The 20,295-nt window shown below is 34.7% G+C and carries 22 protein-coding genes; 15 read left to right on the top strand and 7 right to left on the bottom strand.

What is annotated here, in order from left to right:
* Positions 1–359: 359 nt before the first annotated feature.
* Both AsFPU1_RS16100 and AsFPU1_RS16095 read right to left on the bottom strand, forming a co-directional pair.
* On the bottom strand, positions 360–1,676 hold the full coding sequence (locus AsFPU1_RS16100) for an aminopeptidase P N-terminal domain-containing protein (protein ID WP_124974559.1): 1,317 nt from the start codon (positions 1,674–1,676) through the stop codon (positions 360–362).
* Between the two features lie 103 nt (positions 1,677–1,779).
* Entirely contained in the window at positions 1,780–2,358 is a 579-nt protein-coding gene (locus tag AsFPU1_RS16095) for a DUF1802 family protein (RefSeq protein WP_124974557.1), read from the bottom strand.
* A gap of 296 nt (positions 2,359–2,654) precedes the next feature.
* Between AsFPU1_RS16095 and AsFPU1_RS16090 the strand changes: the two genes are divergently transcribed.
* Positions 2,655–3,389 (top strand): nucleotidyltransferase family protein, encoded by a 735-nt coding sequence (locus AsFPU1_RS16090; RefSeq protein ID WP_124974555.1) that lies wholly within the window; start codon positions 2,655–2,657, stop codon positions 3,387–3,389.
* Positions 3,383–4,363, top strand: a complete 981-nt coding sequence (locus AsFPU1_RS16085) for a GHMP family kinase ATP-binding protein (protein WP_124974553.1) — start codon at positions 3,383–3,385, stop codon at positions 4,361–4,363. The genes AsFPU1_RS16090 and AsFPU1_RS16085 overlap by 7 nt, the downstream gene beginning before the upstream one ends.
* Before the next feature lie 31 nt (positions 4,364–4,394).
* Here the strand turns inward: AsFPU1_RS16085 and AsFPU1_RS16080 are convergent, their stop codons facing one another.
* Positions 4,395–4,955, bottom strand: coding sequence for a Uma2 family endonuclease (locus AsFPU1_RS16080; RefSeq protein WP_124974551.1), 561 nt, complete (start codon positions 4,953–4,955; stop codon positions 4,395–4,397).
* Between the two features lie 73 nt (positions 4,956–5,028).
* Here AsFPU1_RS16080 and AsFPU1_RS16075 point away from each other — a divergent pair, with 73 nt between their 5' ends.
* Positions 5,029–5,259 (top strand): hypothetical protein, encoded by a 231-nt coding sequence (locus tag AsFPU1_RS16075; protein WP_124974549.1) that lies wholly within the window; start codon positions 5,029–5,031, stop codon positions 5,257–5,259.
* 6 nt (positions 5,260–5,265) lie between these two features.
* On the opposite strand, the gene AsFPU1_RS16070 is transcribed toward AsFPU1_RS16075, so the two are convergent.
* Positions 5,266–5,958: a glycosyltransferase family 2 protein gene (locus AsFPU1_RS16070; protein ID WP_227873501.1), complete on the bottom strand. Its 693-nt coding sequence runs from the start codon at positions 5,956–5,958 to the stop codon at positions 5,266–5,268.
* The gene (locus tag AsFPU1_RS16065; RefSeq protein ID WP_124974547.1) at positions 5,955–6,530 is read right to left on the bottom strand and encodes a class I SAM-dependent methyltransferase; all 576 of its coding nucleotides are present in this window, start codon (positions 6,528–6,530) and stop codon (positions 5,955–5,957) included. The genes AsFPU1_RS16070 and AsFPU1_RS16065 overlap by 4 nt, the downstream gene beginning before the upstream one ends.
* Before the next feature lie 239 nt (positions 6,531–6,769).
* Between AsFPU1_RS16065 and AsFPU1_RS16060 the strand changes: the two genes are divergently transcribed.
* The 11 genes from AsFPU1_RS16060 (at position 6,770) to mltA (ending at position 18,620) form a co-directional block, all read left to right on the top strand.
* The gene (locus tag AsFPU1_RS16060; RefSeq protein ID WP_124974545.1) at positions 6,770–8,740 is read left to right on the top strand and encodes a glycosyltransferase family 39 protein; all 1,971 of its coding nucleotides are present in this window, start codon (positions 6,770–6,772) and stop codon (positions 8,738–8,740) included.
* A 175-nt stretch (positions 8,741–8,915) separates the two neighbouring features.
* Positions 8,916–9,428 carry a hypothetical protein gene (locus tag AsFPU1_RS16055; RefSeq protein ID WP_124974543.1) on the top strand — a complete coding sequence of 171 codons (513 nt, stop codon included), beginning with the start codon at positions 8,916–8,918 and terminating at the stop codon, positions 9,426–9,428.
* 3 nt (positions 9,429–9,431) lie between these two features.
* Positions 9,432–10,211 carry a photosystem II electron transport protein, Sll1252 family gene (locus tag AsFPU1_RS16050; protein ID WP_124974541.1) on the top strand — a complete coding sequence of 260 codons (780 nt, stop codon included), beginning with the start codon at positions 9,432–9,434 and terminating at the stop codon, positions 10,209–10,211.
* Between the two features lie 515 nt (positions 10,212–10,726).
* A complete protein-coding gene (locus tag AsFPU1_RS16045; RefSeq protein WP_124974539.1) occupies positions 10,727–11,239 on the top strand; it encodes a hypothetical protein in 513 nt (170 codons plus the stop codon).
* A 58-nt stretch (positions 11,240–11,297) separates the two neighbouring features.
* Positions 11,298–13,400 (top strand): hydantoinase/oxoprolinase family protein, encoded by a 2,103-nt coding sequence (locus tag AsFPU1_RS16040; RefSeq protein ID WP_124974537.1) that lies wholly within the window; start codon positions 11,298–11,300, stop codon positions 13,398–13,400.
* A 700-nt stretch (positions 13,401–14,100) separates the two neighbouring features.
* On the top strand, positions 14,101–14,463 hold the full coding sequence (locus tag AsFPU1_RS16035) for a Mo-dependent nitrogenase C-terminal domain-containing protein (protein WP_124974535.1): 363 nt from the start codon (positions 14,101–14,103) through the stop codon (positions 14,461–14,463).
* Between the two features lie 103 nt (positions 14,464–14,566).
* The gene (locus AsFPU1_RS16030; protein ID WP_124974533.1) at positions 14,567–15,337 is read left to right on the top strand and encodes a hypothetical protein; all 771 of its coding nucleotides are present in this window, start codon (positions 14,567–14,569) and stop codon (positions 15,335–15,337) included.
* Positions 15,338–15,415: 78 nt separating this feature from the next.
* Entirely contained in the window at positions 15,416–15,667 is a 252-nt protein-coding gene (locus tag AsFPU1_RS16025; RefSeq protein WP_124974531.1) for a hypothetical protein, read from the top strand.
* Between the two features lie 106 nt (positions 15,668–15,773).
* A complete protein-coding gene (locus AsFPU1_RS16020; RefSeq protein ID WP_227875724.1) occupies positions 15,774–16,700 on the top strand; it encodes a decaprenyl-phosphate phosphoribosyltransferase in 927 nt (308 codons plus the stop codon).
* A gap of 61 nt (positions 16,701–16,761) precedes the next feature.
* Positions 16,762–17,370: an HAD-IB family hydrolase gene (locus AsFPU1_RS16015; protein WP_124974589.1), complete on the top strand. Its 609-nt coding sequence runs from the start codon at positions 16,762–16,764 to the stop codon at positions 17,368–17,370.
* Between the two features lie 95 nt (positions 17,371–17,465).
* On the top strand, positions 17,466–18,620 hold the full coding sequence (mltA, locus tag AsFPU1_RS16010) for a murein transglycosylase A (protein WP_124974527.1): 1,155 nt from the start codon (positions 17,466–17,468) through the stop codon (positions 18,618–18,620).
* 16 nt (positions 18,621–18,636) lie between these two features.
* On the opposite strand, the gene AsFPU1_RS16005 is transcribed toward mltA, so the two are convergent.
* Both AsFPU1_RS16005 and AsFPU1_RS16000 read right to left on the bottom strand, forming a co-directional pair.
* A complete protein-coding gene (locus AsFPU1_RS16005; RefSeq protein ID WP_124974525.1) occupies positions 18,637–18,972 on the bottom strand; it encodes a XisI protein in 336 nt (111 codons plus the stop codon).
* Positions 18,960–19,376, bottom strand: coding sequence for a XisH family protein (locus tag AsFPU1_RS16000; RefSeq protein WP_124974523.1), 417 nt, complete (start codon positions 19,374–19,376; stop codon positions 18,960–18,962). The genes AsFPU1_RS16005 and AsFPU1_RS16000 overlap by 13 nt, the downstream gene beginning before the upstream one ends.
* A 186-nt stretch (positions 19,377–19,562) precedes the next feature.
* On the opposite strand from AsFPU1_RS16000, the gene AsFPU1_RS15995 reads away from it, so the two are divergent.
* Positions 19,563–20,285, top strand: a complete 723-nt coding sequence (locus AsFPU1_RS15995) for a WecB/TagA/CpsF family glycosyltransferase (RefSeq protein WP_124974521.1) — start codon at positions 19,563–19,565, stop codon at positions 20,283–20,285.
* Positions 20,286–20,295 lie beyond the last annotated feature (10 nt).

Below are 20,295 nucleotides of genomic sequence, written 5' to 3'. Positions count from 1 at the left end.
AGCGAGTTAAGGTCTATAATTTGTAATAATTTAGCATAACTTGTCCGGTAGAACCAGAATCATGGATTTTGTCAAAAACCTAGGGCGGGTTTATCTAGTTTTTTAGTAAGAATCATGGATTTTGTCAAAAACCTAGGGCGGGTTTATTTAGTTTTTTAGTAAGAATCATGGATTTTGTCAAAAACCTAGGGCGGGTTTATCTAGTTTTTTAGTAAGAATCATGGATTTTGTCAAAAACCCGCCCCTACAAATTTTGGGTAATTAATTTTGTGTACTTACATACATTAATTTAATTAATGCTTCGATTACCCCCTCGCAATGACAGCTTAAATCAGTAAACAGTGAACAGTTATCAATAATTAACTAATATCATCAATGGCTTTAGGAACGGCAGATGTTAATACTTCATGGCCGGTTTCTGTTACTAATATATCATCTTCAATACGAATACCAATACCTCGCCATCTTTCAGGTATTTCTGGTTGCCCTTCTGCTGGTTTAATATCAGGGCCAATATAAATTCCTGGTTCAACAGTTAAAACATTACCTGCTTTTAATATTTCCCAGGTTTCTTCTCCTTGTTTATACACTCCCGCATCATGTACATCTAACCCTAACCAATGACCTGTTTTGTGCATATAAAATGGCTTATATTTTTCTTCTTTAATTATTTCCTCTAAATCTCCTTTTAGTAGTCCTAATTCTATTAATCCTTGAACTAAAACACAAACAGCCATATCATGAAACTCGTTATAAGGTTGACCAGGTTGAACCAATTCAATGGCTTTTAATTGTGCTTGTAAAACAATTTCATAAATTGCTTTTTGTTCTCCTGTAAATTTACCATTGATGGGAAAAGTTCTGGTTATATCTCCATTATAATAATCGTAAGAACATCCAGCATCAATTAGTAACAAATCTTGATCTTGAATCTGACGTTTATTCTCGACATAATGGAGAATACAAGAGTTATTGCCTGATGCCACAATAGAAGGATAAGCTGGCCCTATTGCCCCATGTAACCTAAATGTATGTTCAATTTCTGCCTGAATTTGGTATTCATAATGACCAACTTTAACAAACTCTCTAGCCCGATTATGTGCTGCGGCTGAAATCTCCATTGCTTGACGTAACAGCATCAATTCTGTGGGGCTTTTTATCTGACGCATTGGGTGAAGAATTTGATTAGTATCTTCAATAGCGATCGGTCCTGTTCCCCGTTTCGGATAAGTAGCAATTAATCGTTGCCAATGAGAAATAATTACGTCATTAAAGTGTTTATCTCGTCCTAAATGATAATAGATACGGTCGGCTTTTTTCAGATACTCTGGTAACTTTTCATCGAGGTCAGTAATAGGATAAGCTTCATCGGCCCCGTAAAGTTCTTTTGCCCCTTCTACTCCATAACGATATCCTGTCCAGGTTTCTTTTTCAGGATCTTTTGCTTGTACAAATAAGATAAAATGATGTTCTTCGTGATGGGGAACTAATAAGGCAACTGCTTCGGGTTCATTAAATCCTGTTAAATAGAAAAAATCACTATCTTGGCGAAAATTATACTCTACATCATTGTGCATAACTACTGTGGGCGCACTGCGAAAGATCGCTGTTCCTTGCCCAATTTTTTTCATCAACTGTTCTCGACGTTGGCGGTATTCACTCAGATCAATGCCCATAATTTATTCTATTAAACTCTGACTAATTTTTTTGATTATTCTAGTATAACAGTAGAAGTATAGATTAGAAAACTTTAAGGGTTATTTTTATTTTATCTTTGTCTCATTCTTTAATTCTAGTTATAACTTTTTTTATGTCTTCTACCTTAAAATCATATTCATGATCATCTAACACGGGAACACTTTTGCTAATATCAATTGTTTGATTTAATTCTAGCCAAGATCGACAGCCTCCATACTCTGACTGATAGTTGATTTCTCCAGCATTCGGCAATAAATAAACTTTTAATAATAATAAATAAAGAGGTTGATTTGGTTTCCAATTAAATCTATCTGAAATAAATTCTTGATTCCAAATATGATAATTAAATAAAAGATCAAGAGTTGATTTTTCTGGGATTACAAAAATATCAGTGATTTTCGTCCAACTGGTAATAGAAATAGTCTCAGGATGCCAACCAGAATTAACTTTAATCACGTCTGAGGAATATTTCGATTTTAATAAATTGGGGTTTTGATGTTCATATGTAGGGTATAATAAAACCTGATCATATTTGACATTAAAGCGTCCACCAATTTCTCGAATACCTCCTTTTCGTAATAATAAAATTGTTTGACCTTTTGCTAAGGCATTAATGGTAACATTCCATTCTTTTAAGGCGTAGTTTAATTGAGTTAGCATAGACATAAATGTAGTTGATTAGTATAAGTATTTAAGCAAAATTAATTGCACAGCCAAGGCGGGTTTTGATATAGTCGTAATGGTTAAGTAATAGGGGACGGGTTTATTTAATTTTTTTGTTAGAATCATTGATTTATGTAAAAAACCCGCCCCTACGACAAATTTTATGTAATTAATTTTATCTACCTCTTTAAAATCATAAACTTAATTAGGAGTTACAAAAATATTCTATTGTTGTGACCTATCAAGCATATAATCATTGATGAGGAAAATTCAACTGTTATCCATCAAAATTCATGAATGATATTGTAGCCGTTATTTTAGCAGGGGGTTATGGAACGAGAGTTAAACACCTACTTCCTAACCTACCTAAACCTATGGCCCCCGTCGCAGGAAAACCTTTTTTAGAATGGGTTATTAGGTATTTAAAATACCAAGGAATCACTAAAATTATTATAGCAACGGGTTATTTAGGAGATACTATTGAGGAACATTTTAAAACAAATCCAGTCCCAGAAATTAAGATATACTGTTGTCGTGAAACTGAACCATTAGGAACAGGTGGAGGCTTTATTAATGCGGTTCGTCAGATTAACTTATCTCCCAAGGCTTGGTTAGTAATGAATGGTGACTCTTTAATGGTAGCTCAATTTGTTGAATTAGCCAATTATTTAGCAGATAATCAGGTTGATGGAGTGATTTTAGGAGTAAGGGTAGGTGATGGATCTCGTTATGGTTCATTAGGGACTGATGCATCGGGAAAACTGATTAATTTTGCCGAAAAAAGAGAAGGTCAAGGAATAATTAACGGAGGTGTTTACCTATTTCGTGATAAACTTATCTATAAGTTTCCGAATCAGTTACCTTTGAGTTTTGAATATGATATTTTTCCGGCGTTACTTAGTCAAAATGTTCATCTAAAAGTGCATCCGGTTGAGGCCGCTTTTTTAGATATTGGAACCCCAGAATCTTTGCCCCAAGCAGAAGCTTTTATCTTAGAAAACTTTCACTATTTAAACAATCAATGTTAATTTCACGCGCACCAGTTAGAATTAGTTTTTTTGGGGGAGGAACGGACTACCCTGAATATTTTTTAAAGCAGGGAGGGGCAGTTTTAGCCACTGCTATTAATAAGTTTTCTTATGTAACAGCTAGTCCCTTTCCTAGTCATTTATTCGACTATTTAATTCGACTCTCTTATCGTAAGGTTGAATTAGTTAAAACTGTGGACGAAATTGAGCATAGTGTCTATAGAGAATGTCTTAACTTTTGCGGTTTAGATAAAGATATTGAGTTACATAATGTAGCAGATTTACCTGCGTTTACAGGGTTGGGTTCTTCTTCTGCTTTTACTGTATCATTATTACAAGCTTTACATAGTTTTAAAGGGGAATTTGTCAAACCTTTAGACTTAGCTTATGAGGCAATTTATGTAGAACGTCATTTAGTTAAAGATCGAGTGGGTTGTCAAGATCAATTAATGTCAGCAATGGGAGGGTTTAACTTAGTTGAATTTAGAACAGAAGATGATATAATAGTCAATATGGTTCCAATTTCTCCTGAACGTTTAGCTGAATTTGAAGCCCATATTTTTATTGTTTTTACTGGGATAAAACGTAAAGCATCTCAAGTCGTAGAACAACAATTAAAACGGGTGGGAGATAATACTGATACTCTCAAAAAAATGCGTCAAATGGTAGATCAAGGATGGGATATTCTTACCAGTAATCAACCGTTATCGGCCTTTGGTGAATTATTACATGAAGCTTGGGTAGCAAAACGTAGTTTAGATACGGTAATTTCTAACCCAGAAATTGATAAACTCTATCAAATGGGACAAGAAGCAGGGGCCTGGGGAGGCAAATTATTAGGGGCCGGGGCCGGTGGTTTTATGTTATTTTTTGCACCCCCAGAATTACATGAAAATCTCAAACAAACTTTTGCTAATCATCAGGTACTTTCGGTTAAAATTAATGCCCCTGGTTCTCAGATCATTTTCTCGTAAATAATTAATTAGCTTCTAATAAAATTATTCATTAATCTAATCCTGCTTTTTCAAATATTTGCTGAGGAGTTAAGCTAAAATTAGCTAATATATTATCTTCTAAACTCTCATTACCTCCTTTTGTTTGTGGGGTAGAATCAGGATAAAAAACAGTAATTTTTTTTACTCGCGTATCAATTAACCAAACTCTATCAACTCCTGCTTTTAAATAAGCTTCTGCTTTCTCACTAAGATCACTAAATGATTGATCAGGAGAAATAATTTCAATCACTAACTCAGGGGGAATAGGACAAGCATCATCTTCTAAAATAATCTCTCCTAACTTGTCAAAAGACACATAAAGTAAGTCAGGGATGGGACACCAATCTTTACCATTCCTTTTTAAACGAATGGCCCATTCTATACCTACTTCTCCTTGATTTTGATGCCAATCATCCAACAGTCTTGATAAAGCTAAAGTAACACGGGAATGATCTCTTTTTGGTGACATTTTTTGAATTAATTCTCCGTCAAAAAATTCGTAATTTTCGTTAGCTAAAGGAGAGGAGAGAAACTCATCTAAGGTAAGATAGGTTTTGCTTAAAGATGACATAGGATAATTTTCTTTTCTAAATCTTTATATTTTAGTTTATCTTAAATTAAATAGATGGTTATAAATAAAGCTAGTGAGTCATGCTGCAAAGATTCAGTTACCAACTAAATTAGTCTTCCAAACAGTCAATAACATAAATATTGTTAAACCGGGTAAGAGTGACCAATGTTGGGCCGCAGAAATTCCTTGTACTCCAGATATTCCACAAAATATCCAACTTCGCATTCCAGAACAGGGAATAAGAGGAGGATTTCGGGTAAAGATTAGTGAAACTAAAGAAGCTGAAACTAAGAATAATTTTTGAAAATCTTTAGCTAAATAAATTGTATTTTAAAATGCAAAAAATAGCCCTCACTCCATCTCGCCAACCGATCTTTTTTCCCTCCTTGTAAGTCCGACCATAGTAAGAAATGCCAACTTCGTAAATACGACACTCCATTTTAGCTACTTTCGCCGTAATTTCAGGTTCAAAACCAAATCGATTTTCTTTAATTCTGATTGATTGAATAATTTCTCGTCGGAAGGCTTTATAACAAGTCTCCATATCAGTAAGGTTAATATTACTGAACATATTAGACAATGTGGTTAAAAATTTATTTCCCACCATATGCCAATAATAAACAACTCGGTGAGGTCTACTGCCTTGAAAACGAGAACCAAAAACCACATCAGCTTTTCCATCCAGAATAGGTTCTATCATCAAAGGATATTCTTGAGGGTCGTATTCTAAATCAGCATCTTGGACAATAATAATCTCTCCAGTTGCGGCAGCAAATCCTGTCCTTAATGCTGCCCCCTTTCCTTGATTTTTGCGATGATAGATAACTCGACTCACTTGAGATTCTATATTTGATTGTAGCAAATCTTTTGTTCCATCTATTGAACAATCATCGACTATAATAATTTCGCAATTTTTCACAGGAGAGGCTTTAACAGCTTCCACAACTTGAGTAATAGTTCCAATTTCATTAAAACAGGGTATGATCACAGATAATCTCATCATTTATCTCCCTTAATTACTGTACAAAAATTATTCATATAAAACTGAAAATATTGGTGATTTAAGTCTTGAAATCCTACCACTTCAATCAATTTTTTGCTCAGTATTGTTCGATTGTAATATCTTTTATGATCTCGGATTTCATCTTCACTTACTATTTTCAGTTTATAAGAAAGAAACTCTAGGACTGGTTGTGACCAAACTGAAGGAACTGTGATGATTAATTTGCCTCCAGGAATCAAAATACGCTTAATTTCTTTCAAGATTTTATCTTCATTTTCAATATGCTCTAAAACGGCTAACATGGTTACTACATCAAAAGATGAATCTTGAAATGGTAACTTTTCATTAAATTCTAGCTGAGTTGTTTCAATATTGCTAAATCTAGCATTTTCGACCTTGAAATCTACTCCAAATCCTTGCTTAATATAGGGAGACATTGTTTTAAGAAAAGTGGCGGAAGTGCCACAGCCTATATCGAGAAGAATAGAATTCTTAGGAACATGAAACATGACTCTACGGAGTCGCATCCAACGCAAAAATGGCTCTAAAAATGGCTCTTGATTTCTTGTCATTACAATAATTTATTGAGTAAAAATTTACGTTATTAGTTGAGGAATCATAAAATTACCAGTTATTATATCATAAACCTGACTTTGATACTTTGTTTCCGATGCCTCAAAAATAAATATAGCACTATGCGATCGCCCCATAATTGGTTCCTGATATCCCTAAAAAAGTTTTCTACACCAGTAAAGGCTATAATTTATCGAAAAATAAAACAACAATAGATTTCTTGTGGGAGATACAATAAATGGCAGCTATCATTTCATTATTCGAGATTATTTTGCTTTGTGTTGGGGCTACTCTATTTATTGCTACTCCTGGAGTTAAATTTTCTGAAGCAGTATCATCAGGGATAGTCCTCGCTTTCATCATTCTTTCATGTATCTTTCAAACTGCTTTTTTAATAGGACAGCCAAGTTTAGCATTTATCCTAGAAGGATTCACCATTATTGGATGTTTATTAATTCTAAAAAAGCAGAAAAAATACCTGATACTATACTATCATAAATGCAAAAGCTTTTATCGTCAAAATAAATTAATTTCTATCCTTTTATTAATTAGCTGGATTTACTTAGGTTTACAAGCAATTCTCCTTCCTCCTGCTAATTGGGATAGTATGACATACAATTTGGCAAGAGTCCTTCTATTTCAGCAAGAGAAATCATTATACCTCAGCAACATAACGACATTTAGACAAGCAGTATTTCCAGTTAGCTCTGATATATTACACCATATTTTTCTACGATATTATACTGACTACGGAATTGGGATATTCAGTTTCCTCGCTTATATTTCCGTAGGATTCGGAACCTACGCTTTATCTCGAAGATATACATCCTGCGAAATTTCTTTAATGGCAACTCTAGTAATTGTTAGCTTACCTGAATTCGTCTACCAAGCCACTTCGACTAAGAATGATATCATAACAGTAGCAGCAGCAATTTTTTGTTTTTTAACTGTTCATCGTCTCTTAGAAAAGTTAAATATAAATGACCTTATTCTTCTAATTTTATGTCTCTTATTTGGCTTTTCTTCTAAGACGACTTTCATGGCTTTTATCATCCCTTTTACTTTGTTGTTTGGACTTTTACTCTTGAGAAAATATCGATTAGGAATATGGATAAAATTAATTTCACAAAATCGCTGGTCTCTTATCTTATTAATTGTTCCAGCATTTATTTTGTCACAAATATGGCTTTTCATACACAACTACAATTTCTGGGGTGGTTGGTCTGGCCCAAATAGCGAGGTATTAAAATATCAACAATCAAGCGGACTTAAAGGAGGTATCGCCAATTTAGTTCGATACATTTTTCAGACTTGTGATTTTTTAAACCCAAGTGATATTATCTTTAACAGGATTTTCGGGTTTACAATAAGTGGAACTCTGCAAAAAATTTACGAATATTTTCTAGCTCCTGTTTTGGGTGATGCTGGTCTGCACAAGGATTATTCATTTAATATATTATGGCAACTACATGAGGACGGTTCTTGGTTTGGTCCGTTTGGTTTCTTACTGATCATTCCTGGGATTATTTACTCAATTCTAACCGGTCCCAAGTCTTTAAAAGCATTAAGTTTAACCTTACTAGGATATGTATTTATTGTAGTTTATCAAATAGTTTGGATGCCTTGGAATAACAGGTTTTTCTCGCTTTTCTTCGCATCTTCTGGTGTTTGTATTGCCTATTTAATCAAATCTGTAAAAATCAGGCAAAATTTGCTAATAAAAATTATTAAGTATACTTCCATATTCATTCTGTTTTTTTCTTGTGCTATTAATAGTAATAAACCATTACTTCTAAGTCCTAATAAGATATTAACCGGTTCAGATCTTATCCCTTTTAAGTGGCCTTATACTGTAGTAAATGACAGCATCTGGGCCAAAACAAATTTGGGAAGCAATCGACTTTATTATGCAGAACGTCACTATGGAGATCAGCGAGTATCATTATTTACTAAGCTTATCCCTGTAGATTCCAAAATTGCCCTAGTCACTGGAGAAAACACTTGGATTTACCATTACTTATTGCTTAATCCTGATGTCAAATTTACTTCAGTTAGCTTATCCTCTTTAAAATCTAGTGCCTTAGAATTCGACTATATTCTATGCCTTCAGCTCAAGTGTAATCTGAATAATATTCCTCCCAACTCAAGCGTATTATGGTATTCAACTTCATCAACTCAACAAGGTAAACTCATACAGTTAAAGCGATAAAAACCGAGTTAAGATTAGCTAAGATGTTTGATTTCTAATGAATGAGTAATGTCTTAGAACTTCCTAAATCTTTATCTTTGAGTTCATGACAAATCCTTTCTTGGAGATTGCCTACCAACTTGCACAAGAAAAATGTCACAATAAACTATGGACATAAATTATCTAGACTCTATCGATGAATTATCTTATAGCTGTTGTTAGTGATCGCATCAAAGCAGAGGAAGCTTATACCGCTTTAGAAAAAGCTGGCATTCCTATCAATCAACTTGTTATACTGGGGAAAGGATATAAGACCGCCGATGAATTTGGCTTTATCGATCCCACCGAACAAGCGAAAAAAAGAGCTATTTTGATGGCTTTTTGGTTAGTTCCTTTCGGATTTGCTGGAGGATACTGCTTTGATCTCATCACAGGAGTCAATAGTTTTGACTGGGCAGGACAACCCTTTAATCATATTTTAGGAGGCGTTGCCGGAGCAATTGGTGGGGCTATGGGCAGTGTTTTTGTCGGAGGTGGAGTGGGATTATCTGTTGGCAGTGGAGATGCCTTGCCCTATCGAAATCGTCTTAATGAGGGTAAATATTTAGTGGTGGTTCAAGGTTCAACCCCCATTAAAAATCAAGCTACTGCTATCTTAAATCAGTTCCAACCCGAAACCCTCCAAGGTTACACTCAACCTCTTGTTTAACGGATGTTAACTAAAGATAAACTGCTAAAATGTCTGGAAAATCGAGAAGAAATGGCTAGATTGCTCGATCTAGCTGAAATTGCCGTTAAAACCTGGGAAGTAATGGTCAGTGATTTTTTCTCTCCTCCTATTGTGGCAGAAGCGCAAACCCTACTGAAGAAATTTACAGAGGTAGACATTTTGACCTGGGGAGGTTATCCTCAAGCAGAACGTCAACGGGTAGGTATATCCCGTACTGAAATACCTCTAGATCCCTCTCAAATTCCTCTAGCAGCCCTGGATATTGCGGGAAACTTCCTTTTTGACCCAGCAACTCATCGGGACTTCTTAGGGGCTATTTTAGGCACAGGTCTTGTGAGAGAGAAAATCGGGGATATTATTGTTTTGGGGGAAAGGGGGGCCCAGGTGATTGTGGTGCCAGAGATGGTAGAATTCTTGGAAACGAGTTTAACTCAGGTGCGATCTGTTCCCGTCAAAACTCGTGCGATCGCCTTGGATGAGTTGAAAATACGCGCCCCCAAAACCAAGGAAATGACGACGGTTGAAGCATCTATGCGCTTAGATGCAATCGCTTCTGCGGGGTTTGGGATGTCTCGTAGTAAGATGGCTGAAGCGATTACATCAGGAGATGTGCGGGTCAACTGGAAAGATATCACCCAAGCGAGTTACAATGTGGCATCGGGAGATTTAATCACAGTGCGAGGAAAAGGACGCTTAGAGGTGGGAGAGGTTGTTATTACCAAAAAAGAACGGTATCGGATTCAATTAACCAGATTTCAATAAATTATATATAAGGGTCAACGGCCGTTGACCCTTATCATAACCCCTGTTAAATAATGCACACAAAGTACCTAAACTAGAAGCTAATATGTGGGTACATTTATTAGAACCTTTGACAGCTTTTTGTTATGAGGAGGCATTATTATTATGCCAAAATTCAGATTTAGAATGGGTTGCTTGAATACCCAATTATGGGGAAGCTAATATTACAAGCATTGACTTTTGTATTATGCCATAAAAATCAAAATTATCAATATAGGCCGATGCACTGTCCACTTTTTTTGTTTTAAGTACCGTGCGCAAAATTAATTGCACAGTCGGGGCGGGTTTTGATATAGTCGTAATGGTTGAGTGACAAAGGTAAGGGCGGGTTTATTTAATTTTTTGGTGAGAATAATTGATTTATGTAAAAAACCCGCCCCTACAAAAACCCGCCCCTACAAATTTTGTGTAATTAATTTTGTGTACCTACTTAATGATAAGCAAATCTTAGAAAATTAGAAAGAGTAAAAATTATCATGAAACTAGCTGACTTATCTTTAGAAGTAATTAACGATTTGTGTAATGATGATAATTGGCGTTTAGATATTGATCCAGGGTTTGACAGTAAACATGAATTTTGGATGTGTTGGCGGCATTTTGTCTCTTTACCTAAAGAACCCTCTACTTATTATGAAAGAACTGAAGATGATTTAGCCGATTTTTTAACCTTTGATAACTTTTCGATTTTATTACCTGTACCTCGTACTCATCATAATGCCATTCGTTTAATTCGTCTTATACCTAGTATAGATCAACAGACATTAACTTTACTAATTCATGATTCATTTTATGAAGATTGGTTTAATGATCAATTCAGTGCAAGGTATGGATTTTTAGCGATCGCAGATCGTTATCAAAAATTTGGTTATGATTTTTATTTAGCTAGTTACTATCATTTTTCTTATTTAATTAATAAAGATTATGAAGCTGCCCAGTTAATTATGACGAAAAAACTTAATGATCAAAGCAAAAATACAATTAATTATTGATAAAAATTAAACATAAAAGTCTGATATAGTATTGTTATTAACTAAAAAAATAAAACCAATGCTAAAATTTTTTGTTGATCGAGGTGGCACTTTTACCGATATCGTTGCGGTTGTCAATGACTCAGAAATTATTAATAACTTATCCCAACAACCAGAACGATTTTTAATGGTTCCTTTGCCTAAAAAAGAATGGATAATCGTCTATAAATTACTCTCAGAAAATCCTGAACGCTATCAAGATGCTGTTATTCAAGGAATCAGAGATATCTTAGGTATTGCTAATAATAAAGCTATTGCCACCCAGAAGATAGAAGTAGTAAAAATGGGGACAACAGTAGCCACAAATGCCCTATTAGAAAGAAAAGGAGATCGCACAGTTTTATTAATAACTAAAGGTTTTAAAGATGCTTTGAGAATTGGTTATCAAAACCGTCCTAATATTTTCGCTCGTCAGATAATTTTACCGTCAATGTTGTATGAATCAGTCATTGAAATTGAAGAAAGATATGATACTAATGGCAATGAGTTAATTCCGGTTAATTTAAGCCAAGTTAGAAAAGATGTACAAAAAATTTATAATCAAGGTGTAAGAAGTTGTGCAATTGTTTTGATGCACAGTTATCGCTATCCAAAACACGAAAATAAAGTCGCTACTATTGCTCAAGAAATTGGATTTACTCAAATTTCAATCTCTCATCAAGTCAGTCCCTTAATGAAACTGGTTTCGAGAGGAGATACTACTGTTATTGATGCTTATTTATCTCCAATTTTGAGAAGATATGTTGACCAAGTTTCTGCACAGTTACCCAACACAAGATTGATGTTTATGAAATCAGATGGAGGGTTAGTTGATGCTCACAAATTCCAAGGAAAAGACAGTATTTTATCTGGGCCAGCAGGAGGAATAGTAGGGGCAGTTCAAACCAGTTTAAGAGCAGGTTTTTCACAAATTATTACCTTTGATATGGGAGGAACTAGCACTGATGTTGCTCATTTTAAAGGGGAATATGAGCGACAATTAGATAATGAAATTGCTGGCGCAAGAATGAGGGTTCCAGTATTAAGTATTCACACGGTTGCTGCTGGTGGTGGTTCAATTTTATACTTTGATGGAGCCAGTTTCAAAGTAGGGCCAAACTCGGCAGGTGCTAATCCTGGCCCCGCTTGTTACCGTCGCGGTGGCCCATTAACTGTGACAGATGCTAACGTCATGTTAGGTAAAATTCGTCCTCAATATTTCCCCCATATTTTCGGAAAAGAAGGCAATTTCCCCTTAGATAATGAGATAGTTACTCAGAAATTTATAGAACTTTCTCAAGAGATCGAAAGAGCAACAAATGATCAAAATAGTCCTGAAATAATAGCAGCAGGATTTATTAAAATTGCTGTTGAAAATATGGCTAATGCGATTAAGAAAATTAGTCTACAGAGGGGCTATGATGTGACTCATTATGCCTTATGTACTTTCGGGGGTGCAGGAGGTCAAGTAGCTTGTTTAATTGCCGATACGTTGGGCATTAAGACAGTGTTTCTCCATCCCTATGCAGGGGCATTAAGTGCTTATGGAATGGGTTTGGCTGATATTAGAATAATTAAAGAAAATGCCATAGAAAAACCATTAAATCAAGACTTAATTACTGAGTTAAAACAAGTTATTAGTAATCTAGAAAATAAAGCTAGAAATGAACTTGATTTAGACGAATCTATCAAAGGGGAAAAAGTCGTGCCAAAAGTCAGTTTAAAATATCAAGGTACTGATTCAACTTTATTAGTTAATTTTGTTGATAATCTTTCAGTGATGCAGCAAAGTTTTGAAGAAGAACATCAATTACGGTATGGTTTCATTCAACCGCAAAAAATCCTTATAGTTGAATCCGTTTCCGTAGAAATCATTCAAATGATGGAAACTCCAGAAGAACCTTTAATGACTCGTATTCGTGCTTTAAATGAGTTACCTAAACCGATAGAAACGGTACAAATATTTACTGAAAATAAATGGCAAAATACCCCAATTTATCAACGGGAAAATTTACAATCACAAGATATAATTAAAGGTCCAGCAATTATTATTGAAAAAATTAGTACAATTATTATTGAACCTAACTGGAAAGCCAGATTAACTGACTATAATCATTTGATTTTAGAAAAAGAAAAATGTTAATATAAAAATATTTAGTATAGACTTTAACTCTGAGCGAGTTAAAGTCTATACTAACGAAGGTTGCCTAGACAACCTATAATAAAGTCTGCGAAAGGGGACTTTATTTTTATAGTATAAGGCTTTAGTTTTTTATTAATTATTAGTTTAGCATATTAAGTCCCATAAAACCATATAAAAATATTTAATATTGAACTAAATGAATAATTAACTGGATATCATCTTCAAAAACCTTGTTTCAATTAGGCTAACAATTGGAACAAATGGGGATTATGGTGGCATCAATAAAACTAAGTACCTAGACAAAAATAAACCCTACTGCTTTATATTAAACTCAGGAGATCAGTAATTCTACGGAAACGAATAATTAATATCGTCTAAATTCGGTAATTTTTCTCACACTACTTTCCACGCATAAGCGCGATCATAGAAATAGGTAGATGTTATATTCCTTTAACTTTTCTACTAAGCAGCTAATCAAAATATTAGTTATGATGTCAATGTTCATTTAAAAAAGGAGATGTAATATCTAATACAATTTCAACGAAGCTCTCTAACTTTAAGGGCAAAAACATAGATTCAAGACTATTCTATTTTGGATTTTTCTAGTAATTACTCAATTATTGACTTTTTTGAGGGAATTAATAGACAGACCATTGTAGTAACTTCCATAACAACCGTCTTTATAAGGCGAGATAATATCATGAGTGTCATCGACTATACAATCAAAAACTTGATCTTAGGAACTTGGATTAATGTTGAACATACAGATCCATCTGATAAGATAATAACAGCGTCCCGATGGACTTTTTTTGATGGATTACAACCTCTACGTCGTTGGCTAAATGCTCAAGAAATCAGCGATCGCAATTTAGCCCATCGTGTCTGTCGTTTTATCCCTGCTCAATGTCCTTTTGCAAGAGATATCAAAGTTTTTGGGCGCGTTTTAGTCAGTATTCCCCCTCTATGTAAAATTAATCCTCTTTACGATGAACTGATGTCTCTACGTTTTCGCGCTCTTTGCTATTTAGCGGAAAAAGAGGAGGATATAAGTCAATATTGTTAATTTTTAGGTTAGAGCTAGGAACTGAGTAGTAGTTGTGTATTTAATTGTTAGCAAAATGAGCTATAATGGGTGAGTACCTGATTAGTTGAAATCCCTAACATTTATGGCCATTATCCCGCTCAAAGCTTGGTATCTGGCGCATTATGAACCAATTCGTGAAGTTATCAAGCGTCCCTATGATTTGCGATTAAATCGCAATAGTTTACTTAAATCTGCCTTACGGGCTGATATTTTAGACGATAAACAAACCATTCAAGAATCTGTCTGGTTTAAACGCTATTTAGAGGGAGATAGGGTAGAATTTTACGTCGAAGGAAGTGGAGGTTATGTTATTTCTAATATTGATCTGATGTCTCAGGAGGTTTATTTTAGTAAACAAGAGATCAATGCTATATTGGAACCGATCATCTTTTTTAGTGGTCAAACTGAGTATCCTAGTGCGACGGAAACTATCAAAACTGTTTTAACTGAGGCACTAGAAAAGTATAATCAGCGATCGCGTTTTCCTTTATCATTAGAAATAGCTCCTCGTCCCCAAGATAGTCCTTTAAGACTCAGTGATAGTCAACTGAGGAAAGTTCGTAAAAGCTTATTATTTATTGCGGATGGAACTCCAATTACGAGTATTGAACAAAATCAAAAATCTCGCTTAATTTTGAGTTCGTCGGTGTGTACGGAACTCGGATATGCACTTCCGTATAAACAAATTGGGCAAATTTTACTGATCAATTTAGAACGGTCAGATGTATCAGGAACTTGGCCCTTTGACTTACCCCAACATCAGCAACTAGGATTCAAAAATGAGGAACAGTTAAGGCAAATTTTACCCCCTGTGTTGGAAACTTTGTTACACAGGTTTAATTTAACCACCTAATGCCTGATAATGAGAGGAAGTAAACCTCAATGTGACATAATATACCACGTTGTATCAGTTTTATGTAGCAGGTTTGTTATGCCCAGAAAACCGGACGAATACGCAGTTCATCTTTTTCTGTCTAGTGGACATCGTGAAGAAGTCCGTTTTGGTCAAATTCAAGATTTTCAGAAGTGGTACAGTGGCGAACTGGTTCCTAAGTTTGATTCTGATGAATTTATAAATGTACCAATCAAAAATATTCAGGGTGAATATATGGTAGTTCGTCCTTCGAGTATTATGGCCATTCGGGTCGAACCGATCTTTTTTGGCAGTGTAGAACGGGACTAAAAAAGTAAATAAATATGAATAAATTAGGCATTATTGTTATAGTTATGTTAGGACTAATTGCAGATTTACAAAGCAAATAGTTAATTAAATATTGTCCCTAATGACTATGTTAAAGTCTCCCTATTTTCTAGCTATAAGGCCACATCAGTGGACAAAAAATTTAATTGTTTTTGCCGCTCCACTATTTGGGTTCAGTATTAATGAACAATCTCTACTAGGAAGTACCATTGCTTTTATTGCCTTTTGTAGTGTTTCTAGTTGTTTTTATCTATTTAACGATATTGCTGATGTAGAATCTGACCGTCAGCATCCAATAAAATGTCAGCGACCGATTGCATCAGGTGCGGTTAAAATTCCCACGGCGATTGCTATGGCAATTGTTTTATTAGTAGGAGCAATACTGTTAAGTTGGTGGCGTTCTCCTTTTTTATGTAGTATTATAATTGCCTATTGTATTTTACAAGTTGCCTATAATTTAAAGCTCAAACATAAGCCAATTGTAGATATTATTGCCATCGCTACTGGATTTGTTTTAAGGGCTTGTGCTGGAGGTGCAGCAACTTCAATTCATTTGTCTGTTTGGTTTCTGTTATGTACAGCTATGTTAGCCTTATTTCTGGCAGTGGAAAAAAGAAAAGCTGAATTACGGTTATTGATAATTAAAGGAGGTAAAACGCGGAAAGTTCTTAGGCGTTATTCTTTACCTTTGTTGACTCGCATGGAAAATGTTGTTACAACTGGGGCTATAATGAGTTATGCTCTTTGGAGTGCTGGACCAAGTGTTAACGGAGCATCAACTTCTTGGATGATGATTACTTTACCCTTTGTTTTGTACGGCATATTTCGTTATCAATTACTCAGTGAACCTAAAACAAAAATTTCTGGTGAAGTTCTAGATGTTCATCATCGAGAACGAACTGAAAGACCTGATGAGATTCTTTTAAAAGATAGACCGATTTTATTAACAGTTATTTTTTGGATAATTACTGTTTTTGTGATTCTCTGGTTGAAAAGTCAGGGAATTATACAATAATGTAAAAATAAGCACTATTCATATATTAATTGGATATGTCATTATGGAACATGACTATGTTATGGATAACAATTCCATTGTTGCTGTTTTTGATTTTGATGGAACCTTAACCTATAAAGATTCTTTATTTCCTTTTCTCCATCTAGTTGTTGGGAAATGGCGATTTGTCTGGGGAATGATTTGTATCAGTCCTATTTTGCTAGGATATAGTCTAAAATTAATACCTAATTGGCGTGCAAAAGAAATGGTGCTTAAACATTTTTTACAAGGTTTGAGCAAGGAACATTTACAGAAACTAGGAGAACGTTTTGCTACTGTACATATTCCTCAATTATTGCGTTCTGAAGCCGTCAAACGTCTCCATTGGCATCAAACACAAGGACATCAAACTATCTTAATTAGTGCCTCGTTAGAAGACTATATTATTCCTTGGTCAAAATCTATGGGTTTCAATTATGCTATGGGTACTAATTTAGTGATAAAACAAGGTTATATTACGGGAAAAATTTTAGGAAAAAATTGCTACGGTTCAGAAAAGACTAAGCGATTAAAAGACTTATTAGGAGACTTAAATCAATACTCTATCTATGCCTATGGAGATAGTAAAGGAGACAGGGAACTTCTGGCTATTGCTAATTATCCTTTTTATCAGAAGTTTTCGGAAAATTAAAAACAACAAATAATAATTAAATTATCCTACTTATTAGGGACTAAAAATAAAGCTGGAAAATCTCTATATTTAGATAAATAGATGATAAATTAGTCATGAATAAAGCGATCGCAGCATTTTCTCTTGGACTCGGATTAATCTTTTGCCCTCCACAAATAATTATGGCAGAAGAATTACCCTTAACTCAGGTTAAACCCACAGCAATTAATTCAGCTTGGGGAAAAGATGAACAAATATGGAAAACAGGAGGAGATAAATGGGCATTAATTCGCTCAATTAGTTACAGTTTACGTTATCTTAATACCCAAAAAGCGGCTCAAGATTACCAAAATTATCCCATTCCTGGTATTACTCTTGATCGGGTTAAAAGTTCCCTAATCCGGTTTAAAGAACTATTAAAAACAGCAAAAACACCAGAAGAATTTCAAAAAAATGTAGAAAAAGAATTTATTTTATATCAATCTCAAGGAAATGATAATCAAGGAACTGTACATTTTACAGGATATTTTGAACCTGTTTATACCGCTAGTCGTCAACCGACATCAGAATATCGTTATCCCTTATATCGTCAACCCCAAAATTTTAATAATTGGTCAAAACCTCATCCCACTCGGTTAGAATTAGAAGGAAAAGATGGCTTAGGAAATACTAAACTTCTTAAAGGAAATGAATTAATTTGGATGAGTGATCGCTTAGAAGCTTATTTAGTTCAAATTCAAGGTTCAGCCAAACTTCAATTAACTGATGGCAAAACAATTAGTGTCGGTTATGATGGCAGTACAGAGTATCCCTATGTTAGTATTGGCAAAGAGTTAGTTAATGATGGAATTTTTCCCTTGGATAAATTAACTTTGCCGATTTTAATTGAATATTTAACTAAAAATCCTGAACAATTAAGTAATTATTTACCCCGTAATAATCGTTTTATTTTCTTCCGAGAAACAAATGGCGCACCCCCACAAGGCAGTATTGGGGTTCCGGTAACAGCAGAACGTTCTATTGCCACCGATAAATCAATTATGCCACCGGGTGCATTAGCATTAATAAAAACCCCCATTCCTTATACAACAAATACAGGAGAAATAGAAACTAAATTAGTCAGTCGTTATGTGTTAGATCAAGATACAGGAAGTGCTATAAAAGGGCCAGGAAGGGTTGATATTTTTATAGGAACTGGTAAAATAGCAGGCGATCGCGCGGGTTTAATTAGTAATACGGGTCAACTTTATTATTTATTATTAAAGAATTAAGATGAATAACCCATAGTCAATCAACGGCAAATCCAGTATATTGACGTTTATAAGGGGCATGATATGCTAATACAATATCTTCTTTGGGAACACCCCATTCTACTAATTCGTTAGCAACGCCAATTTCTGTACCATCATGTTGTATCCAAATTTTGTCGTTTTTCAGGTCAATTTGCAAAACACAACCTCTTAAACGTCGATTTCCATGCCATCCCACATTCATCAGTTGATAGTGATCTCCTTGGATATCAAAGATTTTTTGGACTTCAATATCTCCATATTTAGGTTTATATTGTCCATATTTATTGATTAGTTTTTTGACCAAATCTCTATAATTTTCTAGTTTTTCCATTGTTTAATTACCTCTTGATTAATATCATAAATAATGAGCTTTATTTGATATTTTTCTACCGCTTTTTGAGTAAAAACTAGCGTAAAAAAAGCTTCATAAACATCTTCACTAATCGCTAAATAAACTTTCCTTTCTGGTTCAATATCTTCTAATACAAGGCGATAATTCAGAAACTGTCCTAAAGCTCCATGAAATTCAGAAATTAAAGAAGGACGGTTAAAACTTTTAATTTCTACAGCAATTTTTTCTTGATCTTTTTCGGCAGCAATTAATTTTTCTGCTCCTAAATCAACATACATATCAACCCCTCCATAATCAAGATAGAGAGGGTCATCAGTAATAGTCCAACCTTCTTTAATTAGAGCATTTTTAACGGTATCAAGAAAGATATCCTTAGCTGGCATAGGATAATATTATCTCTAGTTATAACTTTATTATATAGTGTTTCCAGTTGAAAGATAAACACTTGTGGAACGGGCATCTTGCCTGTGACGAACATCTTGTGCGTTCCACATCCATATCTCAATGCTTTTTAAAGGCTGTTTGTGTTAATCTTAATATTGCTTAAAAACTAATTATTTGTATTGATTATGTTAACCCCTCTTAAAACCTTTTCTGTGCTAAAACTCCCTATACATCTGTCTGATGATTATACTCATTGGTTACTCGAATGTATTAAACATAATCAAGGGGTTCATGTGGTAACTTTAAATGCAGAGATGGCCATGTTAGCGGAACAAGAACCCCAAGTAGCACAAGCTATTCAAGAAGCAGATTTAGTCATTCCTGATGGTGCAGGAGTTGTGATTTATTTAAAGTTCCGAAGGAAACAACAAAAACGCTGTCCAGGAATTGAATTAGCAGAATCTTTGATTAAACAATTAGGGACAAACCCACAAGAATTTTCTATCGCTTTCTATGGGGGAAAACCAGGAGTTACGAAAGCAGCAGCGACTCAATGGCAACAAAAAATCCCTAATATTTCTATTATAACCTCTCATGGTTATTTGTCCCCCGAAGAGGAAATAACTTGGCAACAAACCCTAAAAGATAAACAACCCAGACTCATTTTGGTGGGGTTAGGAGTTCCCCGTCAGGAATATTGGATACGTCAACACCGTTATTTGTGTCCCCAGTCCATTTGGATAGGGGTTGGAGGCAGTTTTGACATTTGGTCAGGTACAAAAACCCGTGCGCCAAAATTATTACGAGAAAACAACTTAGAATGGCTATATCGATTGTATCAAGAGCCTTGGCGTTGGCGACGAATGTTAGCCTTACCTCAATTTTTGATTAAAGCTTTGTTGAGTTAATTTAAGTTAA

The sequence above is a fragment of the Aphanothece sacrum FPU1 genome, assembly GCF_003864295.1.
GTDB classification, from domain to species: Bacteria; Cyanobacteriota; Cyanobacteriia; order Cyanobacteriales; family Microcystaceae; genus Aphanothece_B; species Aphanothece_B sacrum.
The sequence above is the reverse complement of the archived record's forward strand: the minus strand, read 5'-3'. Positions and strand labels throughout refer to the sequence as shown.

Coding starts and splice junctions, on each gene's coding strand:
- AsFPU1_RS16100 (WP_124974559.1), bottom strand. CDS start 1,676: ATGGGCATTGATCTGAGTGAATACCGCCAACGTCGAGAACAGTTGATG.
- AsFPU1_RS16095 (WP_124974557.1), bottom strand. CDS start 2,358: ATGCTAACTCAATTAAACTACGCCTTAAAAGAATGGAATGTTACCATT.
- AsFPU1_RS16090 (WP_124974555.1), top strand. CDS start 2,655: ATGAATGATATTGTAGCCGTTATTTTAGCAGGGGGTTATGGAACGAGA.
- AsFPU1_RS16085 (WP_124974553.1), top strand. CDS start 3,383: ATGTTAATTTCACGCGCACCAGTTAGAATTAGTTTTTTTGGGGGAGGA.
- AsFPU1_RS16080 (WP_124974551.1), bottom strand. CDS start 4,955: ATGTCATCTTTAAGCAAAACCTATCTTACCTTAGATGAGTTTCTCTCC.
- AsFPU1_RS16070 (WP_227873501.1), bottom strand. CDS start 5,958: ATGATGAGATTATCTGTGATCATACCCTGTTTTAATGAAATTGGAACT.
- AsFPU1_RS16065 (WP_124974547.1), bottom strand. CDS start 6,530: ATGACAAGAAATCAAGAGCCATTTTTAGAGCCATTTTTGCGTTGGATG.
- AsFPU1_RS16060 (WP_124974545.1), top strand. CDS start 6,770: ATGGCAGCTATCATTTCATTATTCGAGATTATTTTGCTTTGTGTTGGG.
- AsFPU1_RS16055 (WP_124974543.1), top strand. CDS start 8,916: ATGAATTATCTTATAGCTGTTGTTAGTGATCGCATCAAAGCAGAGGAA.
- AsFPU1_RS16050 (WP_124974541.1), top strand. CDS start 9,432: ATGTTAACTAAAGATAAACTGCTAAAATGTCTGGAAAATCGAGAAGAA.
- AsFPU1_RS16045 (WP_124974539.1), top strand. CDS start 10,727: ATGAAACTAGCTGACTTATCTTTAGAAGTAATTAACGATTTGTGTAAT.
- AsFPU1_RS16040 (WP_124974537.1), top strand. CDS start 11,298: ATGCTAAAATTTTTTGTTGATCGAGGTGGCACTTTTACCGATATCGTT.
- AsFPU1_RS16035 (WP_124974535.1), top strand. CDS start 14,101: ATGAGTGTCATCGACTATACAATCAAAAACTTGATCTTAGGAACTTGG.
- AsFPU1_RS16030 (WP_124974533.1), top strand. CDS start 14,567: ATGGCCATTATCCCGCTCAAAGCTTGGTATCTGGCGCATTATGAACCA.
- AsFPU1_RS16025 (WP_124974531.1), top strand. CDS start 15,416: ATGCCCAGAAAACCGGACGAATACGCAGTTCATCTTTTTCTGTCTAGT.
- AsFPU1_RS16020 (WP_227875724.1), top strand. CDS start 15,774: ATGTTAAAGTCTCCCTATTTTCTAGCTATAAGGCCACATCAGTGGACA.
- AsFPU1_RS16015 (WP_124974589.1), top strand. CDS start 16,762: ATGGATAACAATTCCATTGTTGCTGTTTTTGATTTTGATGGAACCTTA.
- mltA (WP_124974527.1), top strand. CDS start 17,466: ATGAATAAAGCGATCGCAGCATTTTCTCTTGGACTCGGATTAATCTTT.
- AsFPU1_RS16005 (WP_124974525.1), bottom strand. CDS start 18,972: ATGGAAAAACTAGAAAATTATAGAGATTTGGTCAAAAAACTAATCAAT.
- AsFPU1_RS16000 (WP_124974523.1), bottom strand. CDS start 19,376: ATGCCAGCTAAGGATATCTTTCTTGATACCGTTAAAAATGCTCTAATT.
- AsFPU1_RS15995 (WP_124974521.1), top strand. CDS start 19,563: ATGTTAACCCCTCTTAAAACCTTTTCTGTGCTAAAACTCCCTATACAT.